Genomic DNA, 19,117 nt, shown 5'->3' with positions numbered 1-19,117 from the left:
AAAACCTGACATCTCACACAAGCCGCCCATCACAACACCCACTCATAAAAATCATGCACCACGGCGCGCGCACCGAAATACTCCTTCTGCGTGATCAGTCCACCGTTGAGCACCCGTCCTTCCTGCTCCGTCGAAACCCCGAATGAAAAGTAATGCCGGTCCGCGTACGTATGCTCGATCAGCTCGGCCAGCAGCAGATTGAGCGCATTGCACTCACGCCCCGCTTCCGAGGCTGCCAGGTACTGCGTGTGCACCGCGCGGCCAAAGTCATAAACCAGCGCGCCGGCCAGCAACGCGTCCCCTTCGCGTGCTTCATGCAGCACGATCTGCCGTGGAAACCGCCCTTGCAGCAGACGCAGCTCCGCCAGGCTATGCGTGGGCGCCACCTCGTAGCGGCTGCGCAGCACTTCCGTCAGCAAGGCGTGGAAATCCGCAAGATCGCTTGCCGGTTGCAAGCGAATGGCCGAGCGCCGCGCCTTGTCGACCGCCCGCCTGCGTCCATCGGCAAACGCGAACGGCTCGCGCAGCGCGATCACCGATGACACATCGCGTCGCGTAAGCCGCGCGCCAAGCCGATGCAAGGCGTACAGATCTTCATCCGCCGGATACGCATGAAAAACGTGCGGCACCGCCTTGTAGACAAGGCGTTCCACGCCCAGTGCGCGATAGTGTTGGCCGATACGCTCCAACACCTCCAGTGTCCACTCGGTGCGCACGGCGCGCGTCATGATCAGGCCGGCATAGGTAAGGCCGCCGTGGCTGCTCACCGTGCCGTTTTTGCGGCTGGCCGGAAGCACGGCCACCGCTTCGCCATTGCGTTCGACGATCAACGAACAATCGGTGAAACGATCGACGTGGTAATCCATGTAGCCGCGCCGGTGCAACAGATTGCCGTTGCGCGATTGCTCGACCACGGCGTCCCAGCGCGCCGCATCGTCAGGTGCATAGGCTTTAAGCGTGAACATGGGCACCACCGCCTGCATGCGCCGTCACGGCCTCGGCCACGCCGAAACCGTCCACGCCCATGTCGTTGCCGTTGTAGAACATCAGCCAGGTGTCGTCCTGGCGAATCAAGGCGGGATAGCACAGCGTGCGCGAATCCCAGCCGCTGGCCGACAAGCCCAGGCCTAGCGCTTCGTCGCAGCGCTCCCAGTGCACGCCATCGTCGCTCAAGGCCAGGCCGGGAAAATATTCGCCGGTGGTATTGCCGCGCGTGAAGTACATCGCGTAACGATCGCTGATGCGATAGACGCGCGGACGGCCAATACGATACTCACTGCCCAGCGGCAGCAGGCAAACACGATCCGCACGCGGTATGGCCTGCAGCGACGCGGTCTCGGCATAGCGGATGTGGTAGCGCGGATACGGCTGCCCGCCGATCGTCTCCCAGTCATCGCCCACCGCATACCAAAGGCGCCATCGGCCGTTCTCCCACATCGCCGAATGCACCGCGGCGATGGTGCTGCGGCCGGGTACGCGATCGAGGATGGGCGTTTCCTGCACGCGCTGGAAACTCTCGCCACCATCGGTGGACATGGCCAATCCGGTAAAGGCCAGGAACTTGGCCTTGGCCACGCGTTGAAAACCGACGTAGAACATGTGCAGGCCACCTGGCGCGTCAATCACATCGCCGAGGATCATGCCGTTGTCGTCAAAGCAACCGCCACGCCCGATATCCAGCACCGGCTCGGCACTGACGCGCAGCATCACCATCGGATCGCGTGCCCACACATCGACGTAACCGATGCGGCTGACGCCTTGCGCATCGCGAAAACCCGCATAGACGCGGATGGTTTCCTCATCCAGGCGGTATGGCGTAGGCGTGAGCGCCGAATGCTGCATCCAGCCGCCCACGCCCTGCCGCGCAGGCTCGAATACCAGTCCACGCTTGTTCCAGGCAAACATTGGCGTCAAAGCCTTACGTCAAGGCTGGAACGACCAGGCAGCGCACGTGCCGGCGAGCCGACGTAGACCTTGCCCTGCTCGGTATCCTTCACCACCAGTGCGCCGGAGCCGATCACGCAGTCGGCGGCGACTTTCACGCCGTCGTTGAAGGTGGCATTCACGCCGACGAAGCTGTGTTCGCCGATCTCGCAATAGCCGGAAATGACCGCATGCGATGCGACAAATACGTTGTCGCGCACCACCGTGCGGTGGCCCACATGGTTGCCGCTCCACAGCACGCAATTGTTGCCGATGCGCACGAACGGCTGGATCACGTTGTTCTCGAAGATGAAGCTGTTTTCGCCCACTTCGGCATTGCGCCACACGAACGCGCGCGAACTTACATACGTGGCGCAACGGTAGCCTTTGCGCCTGGCCTCTTGATACAGGCGCGTGCGCAGGCGGTTGAGCTGGCTGGCCGGCACGGCCACGAATGTGTCGACTTCCGATGGCGGGTACGCCGTTTCGAGGTCTTCGAACGCCACGATGGGGCGTTCGGCCAGGCTCGGTTGCGTGAGGTATTCACGCTCCACGCTGAAGGCAACGACGTCGTAGTCGCTGTCGTGCTGAAAATATTCGCAGGCGATTTGCGCAAACTCGCCCGCGCCGATAAGCACTAGCGGCTTTGGCATGCGGCCACGTCCCCCAACAGCATCGGGCTGTTTACCTCGCGCAGGAATTCGTCGTAGTTGGTGATGTAGTCGGCGGGGTCATACAGCTGGTCGGCGAGCACCATCAACACGCAGTCCTCGCTGAAGTCGTACATCTCGCGCCACACCATGCTTCCCAGCAACAAGCCTTGCGACGGGTCGTCCAGCACCACTTCCACCGGTCCGCTGCCGTCATCCAGCAGGAACGTGACCGAACCACGCACCGTCACCGCGAGCTGGTTGAGATGGCGGTGCGCATGCTGGCCGCGGTGCACCTGGTTCCTGGTCGCGAACAGGTAGTACACGCGCCGGATCTCGAACGGTACGTTGCGATCCTTTTCCAAGGCTACGAGCATGCCGCGCTCATCGCCATGCTGCTGCAACTGGACTCGCTGGATTTGCATGTGATGGGCCGGCTGCGGTTGGGTGATCTACGCAGTTGAGTGCCGGCTGTATTGGGAAAGGTTGCGTTGGCGCGAAGGGAATGCTTCAGCCGCGAGAGGACCAACGCTCGTCATTCCGGCGAAGGCCGGAATCCAGTCAAGGATGGCGTGCGCAGCACACGGCATAAAAGGTTTGTGTGCTTCGCACGACGTATTTGACTGGATGATTCGCCTCGCTCACCCCTGCTGGGCCGTCCTTCGGACGTTCTCCGCTTCGCTCCGTCCGGCCTTCGCCCGAATGACGGCGCGCTCTGAAATCGCACCGACGCAAGCATCTGGCGGCGTCGCAAGCATGCAGCGCTCAGGATGTCGGTTTCGCGCCCCCCACCTACGCCGCGTGGCTGGGGTCTTCACGGAACGAAAGAAAAAGAAGACCACAACCTTTCCCGTTTTATTCCGCACTCACCCGCACAAACCTCCTTCAGGCACCTGCAAGTGGCTGAAGCAGGACGTCATTTCAGGCCACGGGGAGAACAATGGCGACATCCACTGACAGTGCCGGCAACACCACCGCACCGGCGCGACCGCGCAGGCTTGTGCTGGTGCATTGGCTTACCGTGTTGTGCCTGCTCGGCGCAGCCATCGCCATCCTGACCCGCGACGAAGTATCCGCCCGTGCCGCCCGGCAATGGTTGCTGGAATTCCATCGCCACTTCGGCTTGTTCGTGCTCGCCTTGTTTTTTATTCGCCTGGTGGTACGCGCGCGCGCCGGCGCGCTGGCGTCGCCGGGCGACACATCGATCGTCGCGCGCGCGGCAGCTGCCTTGGTGCATACCGCTTTATATGTATTGCTGTTGGTCCAACCGCTGCTCGGCTGGGCGCTCAGCAATGCGCAGGACAAACCGGTGCATCTGTTCGGGCTGACGCTGCCGGCGCTGGTCGCCGCCGATGAAGACCGCGCCGACACTTTGCAGACCTGGCATACCAACGTTGCATGGCTGTTGCTGGCGCTGATCGTGCTGCATGTATTGGCAGCGCTTTGGCACCACTTCGTGCGACGGGATGGCTTGCTGCGCGCCATGTGGTGGCAGCGCCGGCGATGACTGATTTTCCGCATCCATCAAGACAAGGAGATTCCATGCACACTTCGCTGCACCGACGCACCGCGTGCCGGCCCAGGAAGCTGCATCTTTGGTATGGCTTGGCGGCGCTGCCACTATTCGCCGTGCAGAGCGCGCACGCAGTGCCTGCCTATGCGCGCCAGACGGGCAATGCCTGCGCCGATTGCCATGCCGGCGCCTACGGGCCCGCGCTGACGCCTTACGGCATGCGCTTCAAGATGGGCGGCTATACCGATACGGACGGCCAGGGCACCAAGATTCCGGCAGCCATCCAGCTCACCGGCACGCGCACCGTTCCCGCCAAGGGCCAAAGCAGCAATCTGTTGAGCGAGGCCGACATCTATCTGGCCGGCCGCGTGACGGATCAGATCGGCGGCTACGTCAAAATCCAGGACAACAACAACGGGCAAGACAAATTCCACACGCAGTTGAGCGACGTTGACCTGCGCTTTGTGGCGAAGGATCTCAAGCTCGGCGGCAAGCAGGCGCTGGTCGGCATCAGCGTCAACAACAACCCGGGCTTCAACGATCCGATCAGCGCATTGCCGGCAGCCACCAACAACGGGCCGCCGACGGTATCGGGCACGCTGCTCAATCCATCCAGCTCCAATACGCTGGCGCATCGCGTGATCGGCGCAAGCCTCTATGCGTTGTATGACGACAACTGGTACGGCGAACTGGGCACGTACAATTCGCTGCCGACATCGATGCAGTACAACCTGGGTTATTCGCTCGGCGGCGACCCCGGCAGGCTCAGCGACACGGTGTACGCGCGCTTTGCCTACCTGCGCGATTTCAAGCACCAGTTCGTTTCCGCCGGCCTGGTGGGATTGACCACCGAGCGCCAGCTGCCACGCAGCGGCCCGAGCGAGCACGTGACCGACGTGGGCTATGACGTGACGTATCAATACCTGGGCGATCACGAGAACATCGTCCAGTTTGCCTACGTGAACATCATGGAACGCCGCCGCTATGCGACCACGGCGTTCGGTCCCCTGCCCGGCCTGGTCGCCTTGTCGAACGGCGTGGTTCACGACCAGACCGCCACGCTCACCTACACCTTCAGGCAGAGCTACGGCATATCGATTTCCCACCTGGTGAGCACCGGCACGCATGACGTCGTGCGCTTCGTGCCGTATGGCGAACCGGACACGTCCAGCAATTCGTTCACCGTGTTCTGGACGCCGTTCGGCAAGGACGATTCCTTCACCTCCATCGCCAATCTGAAGCTGGCTGCCGAATGGTTCCGCTTCAGCAAATTCAACGGCAGCAGCGACAACGTGTTCGGCGCACCGCCCGGCAGCCCGGCGGTGACCAATGCGAAGGATCTCAACGCCTTCCTGCTTTTCGCCAGCGTGGCGTTCTAAGTACGTCGGCTGGGATGAAAATCCCAGCTTTTTTTTGAATGGCGATGCTGGGATTTTCATCCCAGCCGACGCAGCCCCCACAAGAAACGCGAACAGGAGTCGATGTAGTGAGTCAGTCAGTAGCAGGACGGTTGTTGCGTGGCTCGGCCGTAGCAGGACTTTTGATCGGATGGATCGTGGCCTCCCCCATCGCCAAGGCCGGCGACGCCAGCGCCGGCTCCGATGTATTCAGATCCGAATGCGCCGAATGCCATAGCCCCAAGCAGGGGAAGAACAAGAAAGGCCCGAGCCTGTTCGGCATCGTGGGCCGCCCCGCCGGCTCCATCACCAACTACAACTATTCGGACGCGCTCAAACAGGCGCACTGGACCTGGACCGCCGACAAGCTGCACGACTACCTGTCGCAGCCGGCCAAGAAAGCCAACCCCGGCACCAAGATGAAATACGACGGGCTCGATGATGCGAAGCAATTGGAAGATCTGATCACGTATCTCAGCACGCTTCATTGATGACATTCCCTTGTCCGGGGGGATCGGCTATAAGCCGGTGATGCCGTACGCATGCGTTTCCGAGCCAGCTTTTTCCTGCCGTCATCCTTGCTTGCGCGAGGGTGACGGCTTGGCGTTTGCGGGTTGGTACGACGAAGACGGCTCTGCTCCCTCCCCTGCCGCCGCAAGGGAGGGAACACATCATGGCAAGCAGCGAAACGTCTGCGGAAATGACGGCCGTGAGCTGGCAGTAACCTCCATCGCAAATCGCGCGAACGTGTTACTCATGTGCACACACCGTTCGCTTCGCCCAAGTCGCCACGGCCTTCCCCTCGCGGCCCTCTTGGCCATCCTCGCCATCGCACCGCTGCACGCACAGACCAGCACGTTCAGCGGCACCGTCGCGCTCAGTTCGCAACTGGTCGATCGCGGGGTCGCCGTCACCCCGGTCACGCCGGTGTTACAGGGCGCGGCATCGTGGGCCACCGCCAATGGCTGGGTGCTGGGCCTGTCGGCAGGTGTCCAGACGCGCACGCCAAGACATGGTTCCGACGTTCTGGCCCAGCTCGACCACTACTGGTTGCTGGGCGGCGACTGGCGCATGCAGGCCGGGCTGGCCTATTACGCCTATCCCGGCAATGCGAGCGCCGGCGCCTTCGATCGGGCCGAAGCCAGCGTCGGCTGGATCTACCGCGACGTGCTCACCTTCGGGCTATCGGCCATCAGCCTTACCCGTGGCAGCAACCATCAGCCGCGCGGCGCCGTCGACGTGGATTTCCATTGGCCGCTGCCGGCGCATTTCTCGCTGACCGCCGGCGTGGGCGTGGCCCAGCCCCTGCCCGCCTGGAGCCGCTACAGCAGCCCCGCTTACGACAGCACCCGGGCCACATTCCCGCCCTATCCCTACCGCCAGCGCCCGGGTCCATACTACGGTTACGGCCAAGTGGGCCTGGCCTGGGCCTACGAAGCCTGGCGAGTCGAACTGGACCGGATCGCCACCGACCCGTCCCAGCGCCAGATGGCGGCAGCGCCGTGGGTCGCCACGATTTCCTGGTCCTTCTAGGGATGCCCTGATCCATCCACGCACCCGGCAGAACATCGCTAGCAACCTTTCGGCGCCAAACCGGCACTTATGTCGTCAACCGACGCCATCGAACCTCATGAACGACGCCGATCTCAATACCGATGCCACCGATCGCCAGCTGCTGCAGCGCATGGCAGCGGGCGACCGTGCCGCGCTGGCCATCCTCTACCGCAACTACCACGGCCGGCTGTGCCGGTTTCTGTCGCGGCAGACCCGCCGCCCGGAAGTCATCGAGGAAGTGATCAACGATTGCTTCTGGATCGCCTGGCAAAAAGCCGGCGATTTCCGCGGCGACTCGCGCGTGTCCACCTGGATCATGGGCATTGCCTATCGCTGCGGCCTCAAGGCGTTGCGCCAGCACGGCGAGGAGCCGGTTGAAGACAATGTCCTGGAAGACCGCATTCCCGCGGATGATCCCGATGAAGATCGCGTCATGCGCGACTGGCTGAGCAAAGGGCTGCAACGCCTTTCGCACGACCAGCGCGTAGTGGTCGAACTGGTGTACGGCGAAGGCCATACCCTGGACGACGTCGCCGCGATCATGCAATGCCCGGTGGGCACGGTGAAGGCACGCCTGTTCCATGCGCGCGTAAAGCTGCGCAACGTACTGCCAGCCTTGGCCGAACGCACCGCCACTTTCAAAGAGCAAGCACCATGACGATGTTACCGACCTACTCCAGCCAGGATTGCCCGCGTGCGTGGGAAATGATGCCGTGGGTGCTGCAAGACAGCGCCACGCAGGAACAGGGCGCATGGCTGACGCACCACTTGGCGCATTGCGAAGCCTGCCGCGCGGAATTCGAGCAACAGAAACGCCTGCAACACGCGATGTCGCTACCTTCGGAAACGGCGGTGGATATGGAAGCCGGACTGCAGCGCCTGCTCGGCCGCCTGGATGCACCGGCGGTGGAAGAACCCCAGCGCGTGCGCCGCGGTGGCTGGCTGACGCGTGCACTGGCGGCCGCCGTACTGATTCAAGCCATCGGCATCGGTGCGCTGGGTTTGAAGACCTGGTCGGCCGGCGACGGCGCCGCGTACCGCACGCTGAGCCAGCAACCCGCCGCGCCGGCGACGGCCGGCGCCATCCGTGTCGTGCCCGATGCAAGCATGACGCTGGCCGACTGGAATGCCTTGCTGCATTCGCTGCAATTGCAGGTGGTGGGCGGCCCTAACGACGTGGGCGCCTACACCGTGGCACCCATGGCTGGCGCGACCAGCCAGCAGGGCACGACACTTCAACCAGGCAGGCTGCAGCAACTGCGTGCCGCGCATGGCGTTCGCCTGGCGGAGCCGGTGACCGATACGCCATGAGGATCGCTGCATTCCTGCTCACCGCAGCGCTGATGTGCCTGGGCATGCAGGCATCGGCTACCGATGCATCCAGCCAGGCGTCGCCAGTGTCCGCGATGAACAGCCAGCGCGACATCGTGCTGGCCGTCGCCAACCCGATCGATCCCCCGGCCCTGCATGCCGGCTCCAGCATGCTGGGCTATGCACCCGCCGGCTATTACGGCGCCGGCCAACGCGCGGCTTCCGCGCTCGGCGATCTGAAGCGGCACTACCACCTGCACGAAGTCGCCGGCTGGCCGATCAAGGCGCTGGGCGTGTACTGCGTCGTCGTGGAAACACCCGCGGGCACCGGCCGCGACGACTTGATCAAGACGCTCGCCAAGGACGACCGCGTCAAGCTTGCCCAGCCGCTGCAAGACTATTCGGTCTACGCAACCGTCGCCGCGAGCACGCATCATCGCTACAACGATCCGTACGTGGGATTGCAGCGCGGCTTCGAAGAAACCGACGCGGCGCTGGCGCAAACCTTCAGCCAGGGCGACGGCGTGCACATCGCCGTGGTCGACACCGGCGCCGACACCAAGCATCCCGACCTGCAAGGACGCATCCACGACGTCCACGACATGGTCAGCGACGATGCCGCCGCTTTCGATCGCGACAACCACGGCACCGAAGTGGCCGGCGTGATCGCCGCGGATGCGGACAATCACCAAGGCATCGTCGGCATCGCGCCCAAGGCCGTGCTCAGCGTGTACAAGGCGTGCTGGTATGCGCCCCAGCCGCATAGCGGCGCGCGCTGCAATTCATTCACGCTGGCCAAGGCATTGGCAGCGGTGATCGATACCGATGCGCGCATCGTCAACCTGAGCCTGGGCGGCCCGGCCGATCCCCTGCTCGACAAGCTGCTGGCGCAATTGCTCAGCCAGGGCCGCATCGTGGTAGCCGCGTTGCCGCCGAGCGGAAGCCTGGAAGGATTTCCGGACAACGCCCCCGGCGTGATCGTGGTGCGCTCCAGCGGTCCATCCGCCTCGCCCGCCGGCGTCATAAGCGCACCCGGCAAAGACATCCTCACCACCCAGCCCGGCGGCGGCTACGACTTCACCTCCGGCTCGTCCATGGCCGCCGCGCACGTCAGCGGCATCGTTGCGTTGCTGCTTTCGCTTTCACCGCGGCTGGACGCACACGCCGTGCACGACCTGCTGGTACAGAGCAGCAAAACCTCCAACGGCGTGATGGAAGTGAACGCCGCCGCCGCCGTCGCGGCGCTGCACGGCGCGAACACATCGACGCGTTGATCGCCAGCGCGTGAGCGCGTAGCACGCAGGCTAGGATGAAATTCCAGCATTCTTTGCGTCCCAGCCCGCGCCCGGGCTGCGCCGCAAACACACTCAGCCACCTTGCTTCTTGCAACGATCCGACACGACAGGCTTGATCAAGTCGAACTGCGTGCGACGCCCATCCTGCTCAAGCAGAACGAAGCGGCCATCGCTTTGCGAAATGACCGGGTTGATGTCCGGGCCAAGCTCGGGCCGTGCGCGATCGCGCCAGACCACGCTGTCGCCTTGCACCATCCAATAGCCGGTGTATCCGGCCGGATCGCCGATGCCGCCGGCGTTCGGCTGTACCGCATACGTGCCGTCGTCTTTCATCGTGATGCGAAACGCCAGGGCGCCTTCCCGCGAGGACCAGATCCCCACGAAACGGCAAGGTATGCCGGGCTGCGGGTGATCGGGTGATGCCTGCTCCAGCGCCGGTATGCTTTGCAGGATGCCGGTGTGTGGATCCAGGCATGCAGATGCATCGTGCTTGCATTCTTCCACCGCCTGCCCGCGATGGAAATGCACGAACCCTTTCAAGGCTGGCACGACGGCGAGTGCCAGCAATCCATAAATGACGATGCGCGTGACCCATGCATAGGGCCGTGGCAATGGGCGTGTCAGCGTCGCCGCGCGCCGGCGTGAAATGCTGCGCCCGGCCGTGTACCTGACCGCCGGCAAAAACAGATAGCGCAGCAGCACATAGAGCAACAGTACGCCCAGCACGGCACGCAACGGCCACGGATTGGCCTGCAGGTAATCCCACAGCAGCGATGCGCGCGAACGTGGCGGCACCGCTTTGGCTGGCGGTGCGGGCGCCGCGACGGTGTCATGGATCGCATTGGGTGACGGGCTGAAAACCGCTGGCATCAGCCATTGATCTTCTTGCGCTGGCGCGAAACCGGCACAGCTCACCTTGCGACGGAAAAAACCTGTGCCCACGCCGCCATCCGGCGCGCCCGTAAACACCGCCGTGCCATCGGCAAGAACGAGCATGCTTCCTTGCGATGCCTCAATGCCAATGCCCGGATCATTCAATGCCGTCGCGTCGCCCGTATCCGGATTGAACAGCTTCAGCGGCAACCAGGAGAGCGCGCAACCGTCCGGCAGCATTTGCGCCTGGCCGCCCATCTTTGTGCTGCCCGGCGGAAAGACATAAGCCCATTGCTGCCGGCTCGCATCCCACAACAGCGACGGTGGTGCGCCACGCGACGCCACTTTCCTGACGTGGCCGTCGATCACCACTTCGTAGCCATAGTGGCCGAATGTGGCGCTCCAGTATTCGGCGGCGATGCTGCTTACGTCGAGCCATGCATCGTGCTCGCTATCCCACAGCCTTGCCAAGGGATGCTGCCCGGCGCGTACGGGGGCGCCATACGCCATGTCCTGGTTGTTCCACTCCAGGTGCTCGGCATTCCATTGGTTGGCATGCGGGTCGTACAGGAATGCATCGGCCGCATTCGCCACCAGCGCAACCTTCCCGCTCGGCAAGACTCCCAGCCCCACGGGTGAATCAGCGAGATGCTCAAGCGAAAAATGGCCGCAATCGGTCCAGTGCCGATGTTCGATGTCGCTGAGTTCGCAAACAATGTCGTTGTAGCCACCCAGGCCAACATGCATCACCTGCCCGGTCTGCAGCAGGACGGCCCTGGTGTGGCTACGGCCTTGATAGGCCAGGCCGCCGGCAAAGGTCCACGTGTCGTCGCGCGGATGCCAGATGTTCGCCGTCCACTTGTTGAGATCGGTTTCGCCGATGACCATGAGATCGCCATCGGCCAGGGCGATCATCGCGGTGGCGCTGCGCCAGGTAGGCTGCCCGGACGACTGCATGGCGGCAGACGATTGCCATCGAAGAATGCGGCGCGTTCCGAAGACCAGCACACTGCCGTCGTTCGAGGGGACGAGCGTCGGTGGATAGACCAGATCATTCTGCTCGTCAGGCTGGGCCGTGCCGGCGGGGCGCCAGTCACCCGTGAACAGGTTCCATAGCAAAGCCCAGTCGACGGGATAAGGAGAAAACGCGCTTGTTCCGCCCACCAGCAGGACATTCCCGTCCGGGAGCTTCACCATCGCGTGATGGCTGGCCGCACGTGGCAATGGGCTGCCGATGGACCAGCGGCTGGTGGCTGGATCCCAGAACTCGACCGAATTGAGGGCGCGTCCGTCAGGGCCGATGCCGCCTGCGACCATGACCCTGCCGTCGTCGAGCAATGCCGCCGTGTGTGCGTAGCGAGCCGTATTCAAGGGCGGCAATGCCGACCACGTACGCAACAACGGATCCCAAAGTTCGACCGCGTCGATGGCGTGGCCGTCGCGATCCATGCCTCCTGCGACCAGTACCGTGCCATTCGCCAACAAGGTCGCCGTATGCCTGGCGCGCGCCACGTGCAGCGATGGAAGGCGCGTCACCGACTTGCCGTCGTAGCGTTCGACACTATCGAGCACGGGTTCATCCGCGGCTGACAAAGCAGGATCACTTTCGCCACCGACGAATAGAACACTGCCATCCTGCATGAGCGTTGCGCTATGAAAGATGCGCGGGTCGTTCAGCGGTGGCGCCGTCTCCCAGTTCTCCGAGGTGCTGTCCCACAGCCAAAGGCTGGTATAGCCGCCAGCGGACAATCCGCCGGTGTTTTCGAATACCTGCACATCACAAAGGCCCCCTGCAATCAGGACGTTGCCATTGGGCAACGCCGTGGCGGTATGCAGGTATCTCGCTCCGGCACAGTCCGGCAATGGCGGAATTTTCGTCCAACCCTTCCGCTCCGGTTTCCACACCAACGGCGTCCATGCGCTGTTGACGCGAAAGCCATAGCCGTAGCCTTGTTTCCAGCGGTTGCGCAACGTGACTGCCGGCCTTCCTCCTTCATCGCGCACGCCATATCCGATCGGATCAAAACCGAAGACCAGCACCTTTCCGCCGGCAAGCGGCGTCATGGTCGGGCCGGCGATCTGCGTTGGATAAGCACCGATGTCGTGCAACGCGCCGGCCGGTTGCGTTGGCGTGGATGCTTGCACGCGGGTCAGGGTGGGCACACTGGGCAGCGTGTTGCCGGCTTGAGCCATGCCAGCCAGGCTGAAAAGCAACATCCAGATGATGGCCCTGATAATCCGATGCATTGCTGGGAATTCCATTTTTAGTGTCGTGTGCATAAGTAGGCAGCCATGGCTCCGCCTGCCCGCCAATTCAAATGCGCTTGACCGCGCCGCATTCCAAACAACTTTCGCGAAACTGACGAACCTGCCTGCGTCGACACTCGATCACATGCACCCCGTCGCGTTTGCAAAATATCCAGGGTGATTTCGACACTGCCAGCACGTCGCCGCATGCCCTATAGGCGGCGGCTTCAAAGAAGTCCCGTTCAGGCACGTCATTGCCCCCTGTCAACCCTGCTCGATTCTACAATCTCCCATTCGAACGTTCTGCGCGCTTCGCGCCACGTCCAGCTTTCGCGAGGATGACGAACAGAAGTTTCCGGCGATTGAAGCAGCTCGGCGCACTCCTCGCCGGCCAGTCACCTCCGCCCTCCATGGCGTCCCTGGTTCACACTCAAAAAAAAACATACCCCGCCGATATTGCTTTTACAGAGGACAGAAATCGATTGCAGGAGGCGCCTGACCGTCGGAGCAAGCATGAAACGCCGCATCACGTTCACCATCAAACACAAACTCATCATCGGCTTGTCGTTCTGCGCATTGATCATGGTAACGATCGGTTGCGCGGGCATCTATGGTCAAAAGCAGATCAACAAAGACGTGGCCGATATTTATCAGGGCGACGTCCAGCCGCTTCTCTATATCAGCACCGTGCGCAACGGCATCAACCAGAACCTGGTTGCGTTGAACAAGCTGCTGCTTTCGCATGACCCCAAAGGCACCGCGGCGTTCAAGGCTTCCATGGCGCAGAACAATGCCGACATGGACCGGGCGTGGAACACCTACTATCCGCTGATCGACAGCCCACGCGAGCGCAATGCCGCCGACAGGGTGACAACCTCTCGCAAGGAGATCGGCGAGGTGACTGCCAGCGCGCTGGCCGACATGGCGCAAGGCAAATTCGATACCGGCGTGCTCGCCAGCGGCGGCGCGTATGAGCAGCCGTTCAAGTCGGCGATGCTCAACGCAGACGTTCTCTACCAGGAGAACAAAGCCCAGGCGGCGGATTCGTTCAACCACGCCGAGGCATCCTTCCATCGCATCCTGCTGGCCACCGTGGCCTTTATCGCGGTCGGATTCCTGGGGATCCTGAGCTTGCTGGTAGTGATGATCCGCGCCATCTCCAAGCCGCTTGACTACGCCGTGCAATTGGCCGACACGATTGCCGCTGGCCATCTCAACCACGGCATTGAGGTCGACCGCGGTGATGAAGTGGGCCGACTGCTGCTTGGCTTGCAACGCATGGACGAGCAACTTACGCGCATCGTGAAAGAAGTTCGCCATGGCGCCGCGTCCGTCGCCACGGCCTCCAACCAGATTGCGCAGGGCAACGACGATCTTTCGCATCGCACGCAGGAGCAAGCTTCCAGCCTGGAAGAAACGGCCGCGTCCATGGAAGAAATGAACGCGACGGTGCGCCAGAACGCCGAGAACGCGAGCCAGGCGTCGCAATGGGTAAAAGGCGCACTGGAACAGGCCGAGCATGGCGGCAAGGTGGTGAGCGAAGCCGTGCAGGCGATGAGCGACATCGAAGCGGCCAGCAAGCGCATTGCGGAAATCTCCAGCCTGATCGACGAAATCGCCTTCCAGACCAATCTGCTGGCGCTCAACGCCGCGGTGGAAGCGGCGCGCGCCGGCGAGGAAGGACGCGGCTTTGCCGTCGTGGCCGGCGAAGTGCGCACGCTGGCGCAGCGTTCGGCCAGTGCGGCGCGCGAGATCAAGCTGCTGATCAACGAATCGAGCGAGAAAGTGCACGCCGGCACCTCGCTGGTCAGCGCCTCCGGCGACGCGCTGCGGCACATTCTGGATCGCACGCGCAAAGCTACGGATGTGGTCGCGGAGATCGCCGCAGCCAGTCATGAACAGGCGGCCGGCGTGGACCAGGTCAACACCACCGTCACGGCGCTGGACGACATGACGCAACGCAACGCCGCACTGGTGGAAGAAGCCGCCGCAGCCAGCCACGCCTTGCAAGAGCAAGCTACCGAGCTGATGCAGCAGGTCAACTTCTTCCACATCAAAGGCGCGGAGAACGAGCAGGTCGCACCTGCCAGGCCGCACTCGCGCAGCGCCGGGCCTGTGGCATCATCGGCCAGGCCGAGATGGCAGGCCGTGGGCGCTTGAAGGGGAAACATGAAATACAAAGGCGCGTGGCTGCTTGCGCATGGGCTTGCGTGCATGCTGACGGTGATATCCACGCAGGCCCAGGCGGATGATGCGGACAACACCAGCGGTACGGTACCGGCCTACGACCGCCCGGCCTTCGGCTTCGCCACCAGTGCCCTGCCGCTGGGTGGTTTTGCGGTCGAACAAGGTTTGCCGGATTGGAGCCTGATGCATCAGGATGGCGTGCGCACCAGCCAATTCATGGCCGATAGCCTGCTCCGCGTCGGCCTGGGCAACGGCCTGGAATTGCAGGCGGGCAGCACGCCATTCAATGAGCTCACGACCAGCGAAGGCCATGCATCGCAACACATGACCGGGCGCGGCGATACGCTGCTCGGCCTGAAAATCGCACCGCCGCCGTTCAATGCACAATGGAGCGGCGCGCTGCTGGCTACAGTGGAGTTGCCCGACGGCGCCGACGCCCTGCGCTTGCCGCAACGCCAATACACGCTGGGCGTGACGCTGGCACAGCAGTTGGATGAGCGCCGCACGCTAGGATATTTCGCGCAATGGCAACGCATGGGTACGCACGGCACCTATCAGCTTGCCGGCAACTACGGCTATAGCTTGAACAAGACATGGGCCATATACGGCGAGTTGGTGGCCCTGCATCAACAGGCGCGCACCGGCGGACTGATCGGCGCCGGCGTAACCTATCTGCCCAATGCGCGCCTGCAATGGGATCTTTCCTTCGACCGCGGTTTCGTCGGCACGGCCCCGGCGTGGGTGGCGGGGTTTGGCGTCGCGTTTTATTTCGGCAAGTGATGGTTGCGCCTCGACGCTCGTGCAGGCCGGGGTGAAGCCCAGCCGAACCCCAACACCATCTACCGAAAGACGGGTTCCCATTCCGCTCGCCCCAACCTGCGCGGTATGCGACGCCGCCGATCAACCACCCAGAAATATCGCCATGCAGGCAACGGCATTATTCGCCGCATGCAATGCAATCGGCGCCGCCAGGCCCCGCGTATGCCGCGCCAACCAGCCGCCCAACAGGCCCAGCAGAAAATAAAATACAAAATGCGGCGTGTCGTTATGCAAGGTGGCAAACAGCAACGCCTGCCAGATATTGGCCCAGCCGAAGCTGATATGCCGGGTGAGTCCACCGAGCACGCAAGCCCTGAAGACCAGCTCCTCATAGACTGGCACCGCCACGGCGATGACGAGCAAGGCGAAGACGGGTCCACCCATGTGCACGAACGCCTGTGCCAGCGCGGCGATCATGCGGTCGTGCAAGCTACCGCGCACCACCGCATTCAGATGTCCCGAGTGCCACGCCACCCAGACACCCACGGCTTTCACCAAGGTCCAAAGCAATACGACGGCCAACGCCGCCACCAGGCCGCGCTTGCCCAGCCATTCTCGCCACGAGAGCTTCAATGCGATGGGCGCCATCAGTGCGCCGCCCACCAGTAGCGTGGTCAACTCAACGGCAACAAGGGTGGCCTGCTCTTCGCCCGATAGAACTTTGTTCGCCGCCCATGCCTGCAGGGCACCGCCTCCACCGAGGAACGGCACGATAGTGGATGCAACGAGAAACACGGCCAGAGCGATCCATAGCCGCCGTAACCCGATATGCGCGAAGAGCGGCACGACCGGCTTGTGGAGACGTGCACGTACAACACCACGGTAATACGCGGGAAAAGCGATCAGGCTTGGCGCATACGCAAGCGCCAGCAACAACAGCAGCATGCCCAGGGCCAGATGCATCAATGATGGCGCGAACAGTTGCGCGGGACGATGCAGCAGCAGGCTTCCGTAAGCGGACAACAGCGGCATGGATATGCCGGTCTTGGCAAACCATGCCTGCAAGGCCTCCGACGCCGCCTTGCCATCGCCTGCGGCCACCGCGACATTCAGGCGCGTTTGATACTGCTGGACGGTCTCGCTGCAGGAACAGCCTCCCACGGTTGCAAGCGCCCTGACCGCGTCCGTGGTTTTTCCCGCGCGCAGATAGATGCGCGCCATAACCCACTCGTTGATCGATTCATGCGCTTTCTTGGCACGCTCGAGTTCAGCCAGTGCGGCCGCCGGACTCAGGCTGTCGGCAGCAAAGTTGACACGCGACCATTCGCGCCAGGCTGACGTATCGACCGGTGTCTTGGCGAGCAGCGCTTCCGCCTCGCCGATACGGCCCGCGCTGGCGAGATAGCGCAAGGCCGTGACAAGCTGATCGCTGCCCGGGTCCAATTGCACCGCTGCCAGTGCTTCCTGTCCGGCAATCTGCGTCTGTTTTGTCGCGGCGTAGCCACGCGCAAGAATGCCATGAAGCTTTGCACGCTGCGGCAAGGTCCAGTGTGCGCTGGCCGGCAGCAGGCTCCGCGCGAAAGCAATGGCGTTTTTGCCGCCCTGCTGTTCGGCGATGAACAAATTGGCGTCGGCATTGCTGGAAAAACGGGTTTGCAGATCGGTCTTGCAATGCTGGAAATCATCCTGCGCGGCGTCGGTCCAATCGATCTCCTCGCTGTACGTGAATGTCTGGACGAATCTGCAACGCGTCATCACCAGCGCGAGGTCGTTCGGACTGGCTTTTTCCTCGCGTGCGTAGGCTGACAGTACACGGCGGTAGGCATCTTGCTGGCCGGCGGAAACCAGGGCGACGGCTTGTTCATGCGTGCGCAGGACATCCGGCGGAATGGGCGTTTCTGCCAAGGCTGCGGGGCACAGGACGACCACGCAGATGATCACCATGAAAGTCCGCAAGGCGCCCGCGACGAGCCACGCATGGCGCAGGCAGGTGCCGTCGCGGCGGATGGAATCCTCCGCGGCCTTGGCCGCGCCGGCCGGGTAAATCACGTTCATCCCTATCTCTCCTTGCAAGCGATGACTGTATTTCGCTGCGTGCGTAGACGGCCGCCCACGGACAGCCGCCATGGCACCCCACGGAGAACGTGCCAGACGAAAAGTGGTATGTCGTGCGCACGCCAAATCAGGCGCGCTTCCCCCTTCATCCCTGGTTTCCCCGATCGGCGCGTTTTCCGCGCTGCGATAACTATGGCCGGTTCCGGGCGATGGCGGAAGGGGTGGCGGCAAGCTACGGCCTGAAATACGCGGCACCTGCTGCCGCGGCTGCGGTTTTCATCCCCACTGAACCCGCAGGATCAGACACTTCCGGCGCACAATTCCCCATTGCGAACCCACCCAGTTCGGTCACCATCGCAATTGAACCGAGCCCTGAGGTACCTCATGCATATCCAGCTCAAGAACCGCCGCGCCATCGTCACCGGCTCCACCGCCGGCATTGGCCTGGCCATTGCCCAAGGCCTGGCCGCCACCGGTGCGCACGTGGTGGTAACCGGCCGCACGCAGGCGCGCGTGGACGAAGCACTCGCGGCGATCCGCACGCACGTACCGAATGCGAGCGTAAGCGGCATCGCCGGTGATCTGGGCACGCGCGAAGGTGCCGAGCAATTGATCCGGCAGGAACCGGATGCCGATGTCCTGGTGAACAACCTTGGCATCTTCGAACCGAAGCCCTTCTTCGATATCCCCGACGAGGACTGGCAACGCTTCTTCGAAGTGAACGTGATGAGCGGCGTGCGCCTGTCGCGCCATTACGCTCAAGGCATGGCCAAGCGCGGCTGGGGCCGCATCCAGTTCATCTCCAGCGAATCAGGCGTGCAGATCCCCGCCGAGATGGTGCATTACGGCACCACCAAGACCGCCCAGCTCGCCATCTCGCGCGGCTTGGCCGAAACGCTCGCCGGTACTGGCGTGACGGTGAATGCAGTGTTGCCCGGGCCGACGCGCTCGGAAGGCGTGGGCGATTTCTTCGGCAAGATCGCCAGCGAGCAAGGCGTGCCGCAGGAAACGGTGGAGCGCGATTTCATTGCGACACATCGGCCTTCCTCGTTGATCAGGCGTCTGGCTACGGTGGAGGAAGTGGCGAATCTTTGTGTGTACCTAGCCTCGGAGCAGGCCTCGGCAACGACGGGAGCGGCGGTGCGGGTGGACGGCGGAGTGGTGAGGTCGATGGTTTGAATGGTTGTGCGCGTTGTGCTTTTGCATTTCGAGCGACTGCCGTCTGGGATGGCTCACGGCATAAGCAACTAGCAGCAAGCCATCCGAAAAAAATCCCCGCATCGCAGCGGGCCTTCATTGGTTAGCGTCCGAGGAAAAACCGTATCAGGCAAAACCCCGCCAACTTACGGCATT

At 63.0% G+C, this 19,117-nt stretch carries 16 protein-coding genes; 10 read left to right on the top strand and 6 right to left on the bottom strand.

What is annotated here, in order from left to right:
• Window positions 1-29: 29 nt before the first annotated feature.
• The 4 genes from V7M64_RS00645 to V7M64_RS00630 are packed head-to-tail and all read right to left on the bottom strand — an operon-like array spanning window position 30 to window position 2,998.
• Entirely contained in the window at window positions 30-965 is a 936-nt protein-coding gene (locus V7M64_RS00645; RefSeq protein ID WP_333676285.1) for a GNAT family N-acetyltransferase, read from the bottom strand.
• Window positions 952-1,905 carry a hypothetical protein gene (locus V7M64_RS00640; protein ID WP_333676283.1) on the bottom strand — a complete coding sequence of 318 codons (954 nt, stop codon included), beginning with the start codon at window positions 1,903-1,905 and terminating at the stop codon, window positions 952-954. The genes V7M64_RS00645 and V7M64_RS00640 overlap by 14 nt, the downstream gene beginning before the upstream one ends.
• A gap of 5 nt (window positions 1,906-1,910) precedes the next feature.
• Entirely contained in the window at window positions 1,911-2,576 is a 666-nt protein-coding gene (locus V7M64_RS00635) for an acetyltransferase (protein ID WP_333676281.1), read from the bottom strand.
• Window positions 2,561-2,998 carry an FdtA/QdtA family cupin domain-containing protein gene (locus V7M64_RS00630; RefSeq protein ID WP_333676280.1) on the bottom strand — a complete coding sequence of 146 codons (438 nt, stop codon included), beginning with the start codon at window positions 2,996-2,998 and terminating at the stop codon, window positions 2,561-2,563. The genes V7M64_RS00635 and V7M64_RS00630 overlap by 16 nt, the downstream gene beginning before the upstream one ends.
• A gap of 515 nt (window positions 2,999-3,513) precedes the next feature.
• Between V7M64_RS00630 and V7M64_RS00625 the strand changes: the two genes are divergently transcribed.
• The 7 genes from V7M64_RS00625 to V7M64_RS00595 all read left to right on the top strand — a co-directional run bounded on the left by V7M64_RS00625 (window position 3,514) and on the right by V7M64_RS00595 (window position 9,622).
• On the top strand, window positions 3,514-4,080 hold the full coding sequence (locus V7M64_RS00625; protein ID WP_333676279.1) for a cytochrome b: 567 nt from the start codon (window positions 3,514-3,516) through the stop codon (window positions 4,078-4,080).
• A 35-nt stretch (window positions 4,081-4,115) separates the two neighbouring features.
• Window positions 4,116-5,465 (top strand): cytochrome C, encoded by a 1,350-nt coding sequence (locus V7M64_RS00620; protein WP_333676278.1) that lies wholly within the window; start codon window positions 4,116-4,118, stop codon window positions 5,463-5,465.
• 161 nt (window positions 5,466-5,626) lie between these two features.
• Window positions 5,627-5,974: a c-type cytochrome gene (locus V7M64_RS00615; RefSeq protein WP_333676426.1), complete on the top strand. Its 348-nt coding sequence runs from the start codon at window positions 5,627-5,629 to the stop codon at window positions 5,972-5,974.
• A 265-nt stretch (window positions 5,975-6,239) separates the two neighbouring features.
• Complete coding sequence (locus tag V7M64_RS00610) at window positions 6,240-7,016, top strand: hypothetical protein (RefSeq protein ID WP_333676277.1); 777 nt, start codon at window positions 6,240-6,242, stop codon at window positions 7,014-7,016.
• A gap of 97 nt (window positions 7,017-7,113) precedes the next feature.
• On the top strand, window positions 7,114-7,695 hold the full coding sequence (locus V7M64_RS00605; protein ID WP_333676276.1) for a sigma-70 family RNA polymerase sigma factor: 582 nt from the start codon (window positions 7,114-7,116) through the stop codon (window positions 7,693-7,695).
• Complete coding sequence (locus tag V7M64_RS00600) at window positions 7,692-8,348, top strand: zf-HC2 domain-containing protein (RefSeq protein WP_333676275.1); 657 nt, start codon at window positions 7,692-7,694, stop codon at window positions 8,346-8,348. Before V7M64_RS00605 ends, V7M64_RS00600 begins: the two co-directional genes overlap by 4 nt.
• Window positions 8,345-9,622: a S8 family serine peptidase gene (locus tag V7M64_RS00595; RefSeq protein WP_333676274.1), complete on the top strand. Its 1,278-nt coding sequence runs from the start codon at window positions 8,345-8,347 to the stop codon at window positions 9,620-9,622. Before V7M64_RS00600 ends, V7M64_RS00595 begins: the two co-directional genes overlap by 4 nt.
• 93 nt (window positions 9,623-9,715) lie before the next feature.
• On the opposite strand, the gene V7M64_RS00590 is transcribed toward V7M64_RS00595, so the two are convergent.
• Window positions 9,716-12,763, bottom strand: a complete 3,048-nt coding sequence (locus tag V7M64_RS00590) for a kelch repeat-containing protein (RefSeq protein WP_333676273.1) — start codon at window positions 12,761-12,763, stop codon at window positions 9,716-9,718.
• Window positions 12,764-13,276: 513 nt separating this feature from the next.
• On the opposite strand from V7M64_RS00590, the gene V7M64_RS00585 reads away from it, so the two are divergent.
• The gene (locus tag V7M64_RS00585) at window positions 13,277-14,923 is read left to right on the top strand and encodes a methyl-accepting chemotaxis protein (protein WP_333676272.1); all 1,647 of its coding nucleotides are present in this window, start codon (window positions 13,277-13,279) and stop codon (window positions 14,921-14,923) included.
• 9 nt (window positions 14,924-14,932) lie between these two features.
• Complete coding sequence (locus V7M64_RS00580) at window positions 14,933-15,730, top strand: transporter (RefSeq protein ID WP_333676271.1); 798 nt, start codon at window positions 14,933-14,935, stop codon at window positions 15,728-15,730.
• A gap of 120 nt (window positions 15,731-15,850) precedes the next feature.
• On the opposite strand, the gene V7M64_RS00575 is transcribed toward V7M64_RS00580, so the two are convergent.
• The gene (locus V7M64_RS00575) at window positions 15,851-17,764 is read right to left on the bottom strand and encodes a type II CAAX endopeptidase family protein (RefSeq protein WP_333676270.1); all 1,914 of its coding nucleotides are present in this window, start codon (window positions 17,762-17,764) and stop codon (window positions 15,851-15,853) included.
• 384 nt (window positions 17,765-18,148) lie between these two features.
• Between V7M64_RS00575 and V7M64_RS00570 the strand changes: the two genes are divergently transcribed.
• Window positions 18,149-18,943, top strand: coding sequence for an SDR family oxidoreductase (locus tag V7M64_RS00570; RefSeq protein ID WP_333676269.1), 795 nt, complete (start codon window positions 18,149-18,151; stop codon window positions 18,941-18,943).
• The last annotated feature ends 174 nt before the right edge of the window (window positions 18,944-19,117 follow it).

This window comes from Dyella sp. (assembly GCF_036746095.1).
Taxonomy (GTDB): Bacteria; Pseudomonadota; Gammaproteobacteria; order Xanthomonadales; family Rhodanobacteraceae; genus Dyella_B.
Note: the sequence above shows the minus strand (reverse complement) of the source record. Positions and strands in the feature narration are given on the sequence as shown.